This is a genomic window from Bacteroidia bacterium (genome assembly GCA_039924845.1).
Taxonomy (GTDB): Bacteria; Bacteroidota; Bacteroidia; order DATLTG01; family DATLTG01; genus DATLTG01.
In genome coordinates this window covers 24,543-34,739 of sequence record JBDTAC010000050.1, presented here as the reverse complement: position 1 = coordinate 34,739, position 10,197 = coordinate 24,543, and the positions used below count along the sequence as shown (strand labels likewise).

General features: G+C 36.2%; 6 protein-coding genes and 2 tRNA genes. 6 read left to right on the top strand and 2 right to left on the bottom strand.

Going from position 1 to position 10,197, the window contains the following annotated elements; genetic code table 11:
- Positions 1 to 396 precede the first annotated feature (396 nt).
- Positions 397 to 470, bottom strand: a tRNA-Arg gene (locus tag ABIZ51_05460).
- A gap of 126 nt (positions 471 to 596) precedes the next feature.
- Here ABIZ51_05460 and ABIZ51_05455 point away from each other — a divergent pair.
- From ABIZ51_05455 to ABIZ51_05445, 3 genes are all read left to right on the top strand, one after another.
- Positions 597 to 2,951: a two-component regulator propeller domain-containing protein gene (locus tag ABIZ51_05455; GenBank protein ID MEO7088224.1), complete on the top strand. Its 2,355-nt coding sequence runs from the start codon at positions 597 to 599 to the stop codon at positions 2,949 to 2,951.
- A gap of 6 nt (positions 2,952 to 2,957) precedes the next feature.
- Complete coding sequence (gene recO / locus ABIZ51_05450; GenBank protein ID MEO7088223.1) at positions 2,958 to 3,680, top strand: DNA repair protein RecO; 723 nt, start codon at positions 2,958 to 2,960, stop codon at positions 3,678 to 3,680.
- Between the two features lie 74 nt (positions 3,681 to 3,754).
- The gene (locus ABIZ51_05445; protein MEO7088222.1) at positions 3,755 to 5,236 is read left to right on the top strand and encodes a hypothetical protein; all 1,482 of its coding nucleotides are present in this window, start codon (positions 3,755 to 3,757) and stop codon (positions 5,234 to 5,236) included.
- Positions 5,237 to 5,313: 77 nt separating this feature from the next.
- Here ABIZ51_05445 and ABIZ51_05440 read toward each other — a convergent pair.
- Positions 5,314 to 5,387 (bottom strand) — tRNA-Cys (locus ABIZ51_05440).
- Between the two features lie 183 nt (positions 5,388 to 5,570).
- Here ABIZ51_05440 and ABIZ51_05435 point away from each other — a divergent pair.
- The 3 genes from ABIZ51_05435 to ABIZ51_05425 all read left to right on the top strand — a co-directional run bounded on the left by ABIZ51_05435 (position 5,571) and on the right by ABIZ51_05425 (position 10,186).
- Complete coding sequence (locus ABIZ51_05435) at positions 5,571 to 5,732, top strand: hypothetical protein (GenBank protein ID MEO7088221.1); 162 nt, start codon at positions 5,571 to 5,573, stop codon at positions 5,730 to 5,732.
- Between the two features lie 243 nt (positions 5,733 to 5,975).
- Positions 5,976 to 8,663, top strand: coding sequence for a magnesium-translocating P-type ATPase (mgtA, locus tag ABIZ51_05430; GenBank protein ID MEO7088220.1), 2,688 nt, complete (start codon positions 5,976 to 5,978; stop codon positions 8,661 to 8,663).
- A 167-nt stretch (positions 8,664 to 8,830) separates the two neighbouring features.
- On the top strand, positions 8,831 to 10,186 hold the full coding sequence (locus ABIZ51_05425) for a carbohydrate porin (GenBank protein ID MEO7088219.1): 1,356 nt from the start codon (positions 8,831 to 8,833) through the stop codon (positions 10,184 to 10,186).
- Positions 10,187 to 10,197: the final 11 nt, after the last annotated feature.

The following is a 10,197-nucleotide window of genomic DNA, read 5'->3' as shown; positions in this document are numbered from 1 at the left end:
TCCAACGTAAAAATTGAATAATCTTGTAAGCTGTCAATTATTTGGCTATAAAATTCAGCAGTCGGTATATATTTTTTTAGAGTTTTTGGATTGTCTTGTTTGTTTTCCATTTGATTTATTTTAGTCGTTAGGTTGAATTCTTATGTTGTCTGCCGCCATAGTATACAGCGGCGCGCGGATTGTCGCAACAAAAAAACGATTTAATACGTCAATCCTACCTCTTTTTTTATGTAAAGCGAAATAATTAAGACAAAATGATTTCGCTTTACGTTTCAAAAATAAGGCATATTTTCCTTGCAACAAACTTTATATTTTGAGTTACAAAATTGTACGTGCAAAAAAATATTTTTTCAACGCATTAAAAAAGCCTTCAATTGTGAAAGCCTTTTTATTTTGTGACTCCGAGAGGATTCGAACCTCCAACCAACAGAACCGGAATCTGTCATTCTATCCAGTTGAACTACGGAGCCTTTTTACAAGCGACAAAGATATTATTTTAAAACTTTTGGAGAACTTGCAATAAAATAGCCGAAATACAGTTGTTCGTTAATGTGTTTTTTAGTAATATTGTGTAGAAAAAAGAGATTAAAAACTGGATGAAAAAATTATTTTTTGTATTGCTTATTTTCGGAAGTGCCTATTCGGTTCAATCGCAAGACCTCGCTATTGGACAATGGCGAGAACATTTAGCATACGGAAATGCGATTTCGGTAACTTCGGGACAAGGCAAGGTATATTGTGCTACTAAAAGCGGTATTTTTTCATACAATACAAACGACAATTCATTTGAACGTTTATCAAAAGTAACTGGGCTTTCGGATGTTGGCGCAACGTGTATCAAATTCAATACATTTAATAATTCAGTTGTAATTGCATACACCGATGGAAATATTGATTTGATTTTAAACAATACGGTCATCAATGTGCCAGACATAAAAAACAAAGCCATCGCCGGTAATAAAACCATTAACAGTATTTATTTTATCAATCAATATGCTTATTTGGCTTGCGGCTTTGGGATAGTGGTGTTTGATACGCAACAACAAACCATTTATGATACGTATTATATTGGTCTCAATGGCACATATTTGAACGTGAGAGACATTACTTCGGACGGTACAAATATTTATGCTGCTACGGACGTAGGTGTTTACGAAGCACCGCTTAATAGTCCTAATTTAGCCAATTACAGCAATTGGACAAAAGTAGGAGGAGGAGTTTTAGCTGCTGGAATTTACAATACCATTGCTTCGATAAACGGAACTGTATTTGCGAATTTTTCCAATCTCCTTACTCATAATACATCGATGAAAGACACTGTTTACGAAAGTACCAATGGCGGTTCTACTTGGACTCGTTTTAATCTCGTAACAAACACCAATATTGCAAAAATAGAAGTAAGTAATAATCAGTTGCTTTTTTGTACACAAAATGCGATAGGCGTTTATGATAATATTATTCATTTCTTGGAAAATGTAAAATACAATATAAATTCCAATGGAATGGATGATAACGACGCAATTGTGGATCAAAACAATACAATTTGGATTGCAGATCAAAATACAGGCTTGGTCAAATACGTTAATCCTTCCACAAGTGTTCCTTACGCACCAAATGGTCCAAAAACTTCGAATGTTTTTGCGATGGCTATTTCAAACAATACCTTATGGGCAGTTCCTGGTGGTGTTGATGGACACTGGGACAATGAATATAATAAAGACGGGATTTTTCTATTTAACAATGATTCTTGGTCCACGATAAATCCCTGCAATTGCGGACCTAATACGGATACTCTATTTGATGAAATGGCAGTAGCGGTTGATCCCAATAACCCGACTCATGCGTATATAGGTTCTTGGGGTAAAGGACTTTTAGAATTTTACAATGGGTCGGTAGTAAATGTATTTACAGATCAAAATACTAATGGTGCTTTGCAAGGACTGAATATACCCGGCTATAATCCGATTCGTGTTCCTGGATTAGCATTTGATCAAAATGGATATATTTGGGCAACCAACAGCAATGTGGCACACACAATTTGTTATCGCGCACCTTCTGGCACTTGGCAAGGGTTAAATTTCTCAACGTTTTTAGATAATTCCAAAACCATAGGCAATATAATGATTACGCAAAGTGGAGAAAAATGGGTGGTTTTACCGAGAGGAACGGGAATTATGGTCTATCAAGACAATGGTACCTTTGCGCAACCAAATACAAGTAACACAAAAATCCTAACCAATATACCTGGCAACGGAGGATTAATTAGCAATAATATTTTTTCATTAGCGCAAGATCAAACTGGTGCTGTTTGGGTAGGAACGGATCAAGGAATAGATGTGTTTTACTCGCCAGACGCCATTTTCAGCGGAAGCGGAGGTTGGGATGCACAGCAAATATTATTGCAACAAGATGGACACGTGCAGATATTGTTGCAAACACAAACCGTTACTGCCATTACAGTGGATGGCGCCAACCGAAAATGGATTGGGACCAATGGAGGAGGTGTTTTTTTAATGTCGCCAGATGGAACACAACAAATTCAACATTTTACTGCCGAAAATAGTCCGCTTTTATCTGATAATGTTGGCAGTATTGCCATAAATCCTAATACAGGAGAAGTTTTTTTTGGTACCGATTTAGGCATCGTTTCCTACAAAAGTACAGCTACACAAGGCGGTACAGATTTCGGTAATGTATATGCGTATCCCAATCCCGTTCCACACGGTTTTACTGGTCCAGTTGCCATTAAAGGATTGGTGCAAAATGCAGATGTGCGCATCACTGATATTAACGGAACATTGGTTTATAAAACAATTGCTTTGGGTGGGCAAGCCATTTGGCAAGGAACAAATTTTAGTGGCGCACGCGTGCAAAGTGGCGTATATTTGGTGTTTTGCTCTAACAGTGATGGTAGCAAAACATTTGTTACAAAAATTTTATTTATGAATTGATTTTAAATGCTCTATACCACGCCAGGCATCGTTTTACAAACGATTGATTATTCTGAAAACAGTATTATCGCAAAAATATATACCCTCCAATTCGGACTTTCTTCCTTCATGATTAATAGAGTACGATCCAAAAAAGACAAGAAAAAATCTTTTTTGCAAGCACTTGCTCAGGTAGAATTGGTGTGTGATTACAAGGAAAAAAACAATCTTCAAAAAATTGTCGAAATCCGTAATGCAAAGCCTTTCCAAACCATTCCCTTTGATGTAATGAAAATGTCCATCGCTTTGTTTATGAATGAAATTATTTATCGTTCCATACACGAAGAAGAGCCAAATGAAAATTTATTTTTTTTTCTTGCTCATTCGATTGAAACCTTAGATCGGACTATTGAAAACAGCTCTAATTTTCATTTGCTTTTTATGATTCAATTTAGTAAATATTTGGGATTTTATCCGCAAGGAAATTATACTTCTGAAAATTATTTTTTCGACCTCAAAGAAGGCTCTTTTACAGGAATAAAACCTCGTCATGAAAATTTTATTTTGTCCCCATTAGCGGAAGCGCTTGGGGCTTTTTTAAGTTTAAAAATAAACGAATTTCATACGGTGAAAATGAGCAATGAAACGCGCCGAAAATTACTCGAAAAAATCATTTTGTATTTTCGCCTTCATTTAGATTCGATGCGAGAAATAAAATCGCATCACGTATTGGAGCAAATAATGGAGTAAATTTTACGCTTCAAAAAAATAATTTTTCGAAGCGTAAATAAAAAATATAATCTCTTGAAAAAATAATTTTTCGGATGAACAAAAAATGGATAAAATACCTCATCGTAGCCTTGCTTTGTTTGCCCTTGTTTTTCATCAATATTAAATCTTCTCACGATTGGGGCGATGATTTTGCACAATACATTCATCAGGCAAAAAATATTGCGCAAGGTATTTCTCAAATCCAAACTGGCTACATTTATAATCCCCACTATCCTTTGCTCGGACCGCCTTCTCTTCCGGTAGGTTTTCCTTTGCTTTTAGCACCTGTTTATGCTGTTTTTGGAAATAACATTGCTTGTTTCGATGTATACATTACGGTATTTCTTTTTGCGTTTGCCTTGTTGATGTTCCACTTTTTATGTAAACATTTTTCTGCATTGATTGCTACTTTACTAGTACTCGTGGTAGTTTATAATCCATGGACATTGAATTTTAAAATGGAAATCATGTCGGATATTCCTTTTAGTTTACTGCTGTTGCTATGTATTCTGATTTATCAACAAAAAAATAGAACCATTGTGAGGAGCATTTTGCTGGCAGTATTACTGGGCTTTTTAATTTCTATCCGAAATATTGGAATTGTATTTATCTTAGCAGTAGCATTGGATTTTTTGCACGAATTATATGAAAATTATACGTCTATCTTGCAAAAAAAATATGCGTATAAAAAATTAATATCGCTTACAATTATTGTTTGCGGCGGATTTTTAATTTATGTAATTTTAAATAAATGGCTATTTCCTGCCAGTAATCAAGGTATTTTTTCGTACAATTATTTTTTGGATGTGAACCATTTGAAGGAAACAATCCAAACAAATTTGGATTATTACATGGCAGTTATACGCGCCTTTTTTGATCCTTGGAACGAACATTGGCAATTTGTAGCACAGTTTTCAGGCGATATGATTTTTGCTTTTATCGTATTGGGAATGATAAAAAAAATGACTCAAAAAATTGATTTTGTTGATACCTGCGTACTGATTTATCTTTTTATAATTACGATATATCCGGCTTCTACTGGAGGTTTTCGACTCTTGTTACCGCTTATTCCTTTCTTACTTTACTATGCCATACAGGGTTTACGCAGTATTGACATTCGGCTAAAAATAAATCCAAATTTATTTGCGATTGTCTTGACGATTTTCGTGTTTTTTTCCTACAAAAAAGGGTGGAGCGAAATTTCGAAAGGAGAAAAAATAACTTTGCAAGGACCGCAACAAAAGGAAAGTATAGAAGCTTTCAATTACATCACCAATAATACACCCGAAAATGCACGCTTCGATTTTATTAAACCTCGTGTGCTTGCTTTGTATACGAATCGTTCGGCAATGAGCAATTTATACAATCAAAATACGTCCATCATTCATCAACATTTACTCGAAAATAATGTTTCTTTCCTCCTTATCAACAACCGTATTTCGGATGATTCGCTAAAAGAATATGTTAAAGTATATGAAAAAAACTGGGACGAAATATGGAGCAATACGGAATTTCAACTTTATAAAAGAAAGTAAGGCTTCAAAAAAATAATTTTTCAAACGTGTTTTTCTGAAATAAAAAATCGCCCTATTTTTCAATAGAGCGATTTTTTTGGAGGTCCCGAGCGGATTTGAACCGCTGTACAAGGTTTTGCAGACCTCTGCCTAACCGCTCGGCCACAGGACCTTTTTTCAATAATGAAAGGCAAAGATAACAAATAATTGATTTGAAATATTTCAGACTGTTTTTTAAAATTATTTTTTGAAGACTCTATTTTGTATTCGAAAAGTTATTTTTTCTGCATTTATTTGGTCAATCCGAAAATACCTTTTAGCTTCGCGGCTGAAAAACAAAAATTTAATTTCTTAAATGGACGCAGGGCCCAGTTATACTTTTGAATTAAATAACAGATCAAAAAATGCTGTTACGATCATCCATATTGCTGTTCGCAAAGGGATATCGGAGATTGTCGCTTTACCGCGCGTGCCGAGCCTTTCAAATGTCTTCGTTAAACATTCGTTTAACGGATAAAAATTCTTTTTGCCCTTCCGATTTTTTAATTTCTCCACATACATTCCTTTTTAAACCGTTCGAAAAGAAGTTTTTTTCGCCGTCGAATTATTGTCTTATTAAAGATTATTATTTTTCATTTTCTGTGCCTTAGCAGATTTTTTAATTCAAAAAAGCGCCTCGAAAAAATAATTTTTCGAGGCTCAAAAAAAGGAGTGGAAAAAATAATTTTTTCATTTACCAAAATTTTAAGGAGAATTTGTAATGAATATTTTATCAAGTCAAAAAAAGAAATCAAGCGCGCAAACGAACCACCAAGGCTCTTCGTACGCGGAACTTATCAATGTATCCAAACGCGAAAAACAAAATTTTTTCTCCGCCTTGGAAAGTAGCGAAAAAGGTTTAACGGCGGAACAAGTAGAGGAGAAAAAAGAAAAATTCGGACAAAACGAAGTGTCGCACGAAAAAGCGCCTTCGTGGTATACGCAACTGTTTGGCGCATTTTTAAATCCATTTATTGGCGTGCTTATTATTTTAGCCATTATCTCCCTTATCATGGATGTAATGCTTCAAGCTCCTGCTGACAGGGACTATAAGACAATAACGGTACTTTCGATTATGATTATTTCCAGTTCTTTACTTCGTTTTTGGCAAGAATTTAGAAGCAATCAAGCTGCAGAAGAATTAAAAAGTATGGTAAAAACCACTGCTACCGTTTTGCGAGATGGCATCGGGAAAAAAGAAATTGACATCAAAGAATTGGTACCTGGCGATATGGTATTTCTATCTGCCGGAGATATGATGCCAGCAGATTTACGCATTGTACATTCCAAAGATTTATTTGTGAGTCAATCTATTTTAACGGGAGAATCTTTGCCAGTGGAAAAACGCGATCATGCCATCGCAGATGCCGAAAAAAAATCAGCTTTTGAATTGGATAATATTTGTTTTATGGGTACCAACGTGCTTAGCGGAACGGCGACTGCGGTTGTGGTTACAACTGGAAACCAAACGTATTTTGGTTCCATGTCAAAATTATTAACCGGCAAACGCGCTGAAACCAGCTTCGACAAAGGGATTAGCAGCGTAAGTTGGTTGCTCATTCGTTTTATGTTGGTAATGGTTCCATTAGTTTTTTTGATTAATGGTTTTATGAAACACAATTGGATGGAAGCCTTTCTTTTCGCGATATCCGTTGCTGTTGGCTTAACGCCGGAAATGCTACCAATGATTGTTACCGCCAATCTCGCGAAAGGCGCGATGAATATGTCGAAACGAAAAGTAATTGTAAAACGCTTAAATTCTATTCAAAATATTGGCGCGATGGATATTTTGTGTACCGATAAAACGGGCACACTTACCTTGGATAAAATCGTGTTGGAAAAGTACATCAATGTATTCGGAAAAGAAGATGACGAAGTGCTGACTTGGGCGTTTTTAAACAGTTTTCATCAAACGGGATTAAAAAATTTATTGGACGTAGCCGTGTTGGAACGCACGGAAATGCTACAAAATCTGAAGGTTGAAGAATATAAAAAAGTAGATGAAATTCCGTTTGATTTTATGCGCAGACGGATGTCGGTTATCCTCGAAGAAAAAAATCACAAACACCTACTCATCTGCAAAGGCGCAGTAGAAGAGATGTTGGGCGTTTGTAATTTTGCATTGGATCCTGGCGCTGATGATAAAATTCAGCCCGATTCGGATAATATTATTCCCTTGGACGAAGCCATGCGCCAGAATATTATCAACATCAGTCGCCAATTAAATGAGGATGGATTGCGCGTATTATTGGTGGCTATAAAACAATACGATGATCGCCCGCTTACGTACTCTGTAGCGGATGAGACCAATATGGTTCTCACCGGATTTATCGGATTTTTAGATCCTGCAAAACCGTCTGCCAAACCGTCCATCGAAGCATTGCAAAAATTGGGCGTAAGCATAAAAGTACTTACTGGTGACAATGAAATCGTAACCAGAAAAATCTGCAAAGAAGTCGGAATCCCATTTGATAATATTTTACTCGGAAATGATTTGGAAAAAATGAGCGACGAAGAATTGAAAAGTAAAATTGACGACGTTTCCATTCTCGCGAAATTAAATCCGATGCAAAAAGCGCGCGTGGTAAAAATGTTGCAAGCCAAAGGACACACCGTTGGTTTTATGGGCGATGGAATCAATGATGCGCCCGCTTTGCGCGATGCAGACGTGGGAATTTCGGTAGATACGGCGGTGGATATTGCCAAAGAAAGTGCCGATATTATTTTATTGGAAAAAGATTTAATGGTGCTCCGCAAAGGTGTTATATACGGACGAAGAACTTTCGGAAACATCATTAAATACATTAAAATGACGGCGAGTAGCAATTTCGGAAATATGTTTAGCATGCTCGGAGCGAGCGCGCTGTTGCCTTTTTTGCCGATGCTTCCTATCCATATTTTAGTGCAAAATTTGCTGTATGATTTTTCCCAAATTTCGATTCCTTGGGATACGATGGATGCAGATTATCTCGAAAAACCCCGTAAATGGGACGCCAGCGGCATCACTAAATTTATGTTATTTATCGGACCCGTTAGTTCCATTTTCGATTACGCCTTATTTTATGTGATGTGGTTTATCTTTAAAGCCAACAGCGCGGAGCATCAAACGTTGTTTCAATCCGGATGGTTTATCGAAGGCTTGCTTTCGCAAACGCTGATTGTACACATGATACGCACGCGAAAAATTCCATTTATTCAAAGTTGGGCAGCTGCGCCAGTTATCGCGCTTACATCGCTTATTATGCTGATTGGAATTTACATTCCGTTTTCGCCTTTTGCAGGAACATTGAAATTACAAGCGCTTCCGATGCAATATTTTATTTGGTTAGGTGTTATTTTATTGGCATATTGTGTACTTACACAAATCGTGAAAACATGGTTTATTAAAAAATTCCATCACTGGTTGTAAAAAAATATTTTTTAGAGAATGATTTTTTGCTTTCGAAAAATTATTTTTTTGAATCTAATTTTACATTAAAAAAACAGAAAACGATTTAGTTTTATTTATAAAATATATTTGTTTTATAGGTCTAACTTTGTATTTTTGTCGTGAAATAAAATTGAAAAAGAATTTTTATGAAAATGCTTTTATATACTTTACCCATTTATTCTCTTTGTCTTTTTGCAAATGAAACGAAAGCACAAAATTCTATAAAATCAGATTCTAACAGCATTGTAACTTCCGCTAAAGCGAACGAAAATTGGAGCTTCCATTTTCAAGCCACAACCATTGCACAAGGGCACACCGCATTCAAATCTCCGTATCAAGGATTAAATAGTTTTGATCCGAACGACAAAGCCATTCATTATTCTATTACCTCTACATTGTACATTGGGCGCAGATTGTGGAAAAATGCCGAATTTTATTTTAATCCCGAAATAGCAGGAGGAAGCGGTATGAGCAACGTGCTTGGAATTGCTGGAGCACCGAATGGAGAAACTGTTCGCATCGGGGATCCTACGCCCACTTTGTACATCGCGCGATTATTTTTTCGGCAATATATTCCGCTTGGCAACTCCGATAATAAAACGCAAGATGCTGATGCCAATCAGTTAGCGGGAACTATTCCAACAAATGCCATTTGCATTACAGTTGGAAAATTTAGTCTTACTGATTTTTACGACGACAACGATTACAGCCACGATCCGCGTACACAATTTATGAATTGGAGTTTGATGTCTAACGGCGCGTGGGATTATCCTGCGAATACGCGCGGCTATACATCTGGAGTTGTGATAGAATATTTGCGCCCTACCTTCGAAGTTCGTTTCTCGAGTTGCTTAATGCCCGAAGTTGCCAATGGCGCACAAATGGATTGGAACGTAACACACGCCAATGGCGAAACATTGGAATTCGGAAAAAGTTTTCAGTTAAAAAAGAAAGAAGGAAAAATTAGTTTGTTGTTGTACAATAATTTTGCGCATATGGGTAATTATGGAATTACTACGAACGATACAGTTTATCATATAAACATCGCGAAAACGCGTGCCTACGGCAGAACAAAACCAGGTTTCGGAATTAATATTCAACAAAATATTCTTTCTGATGCAGGAATTTTTTTTCGAACTGGTTGGAATAACGGGCAAAACGAAACCTTCGTGTTTACAGAAATTGATCAAACCATAAGTGGTGGTTTTTCTTTCAAAATGAAAAAAATAAAGCGTAAGAATGATGTATTTGCGCTGGCATTTGTTGTCAATAGCATTTCTCAGGCACACCGCGATTATTTAGCTGCTGGCGGTTACGGATTTATTATTGGTGATGGAAAATTAAATTACGGAAACGAAATGATTTTTGAAACGTATTATTCTGCACAAATTTTTTCTTGTTTTTTTATTTCTCCCGATTATCAATACGTGATAAATCCTGCTTATAACAAAGATAGAGGTCCAATTAATATCTTCGGATTACGCGCACACGTGGAATTTTAACACAAATAATT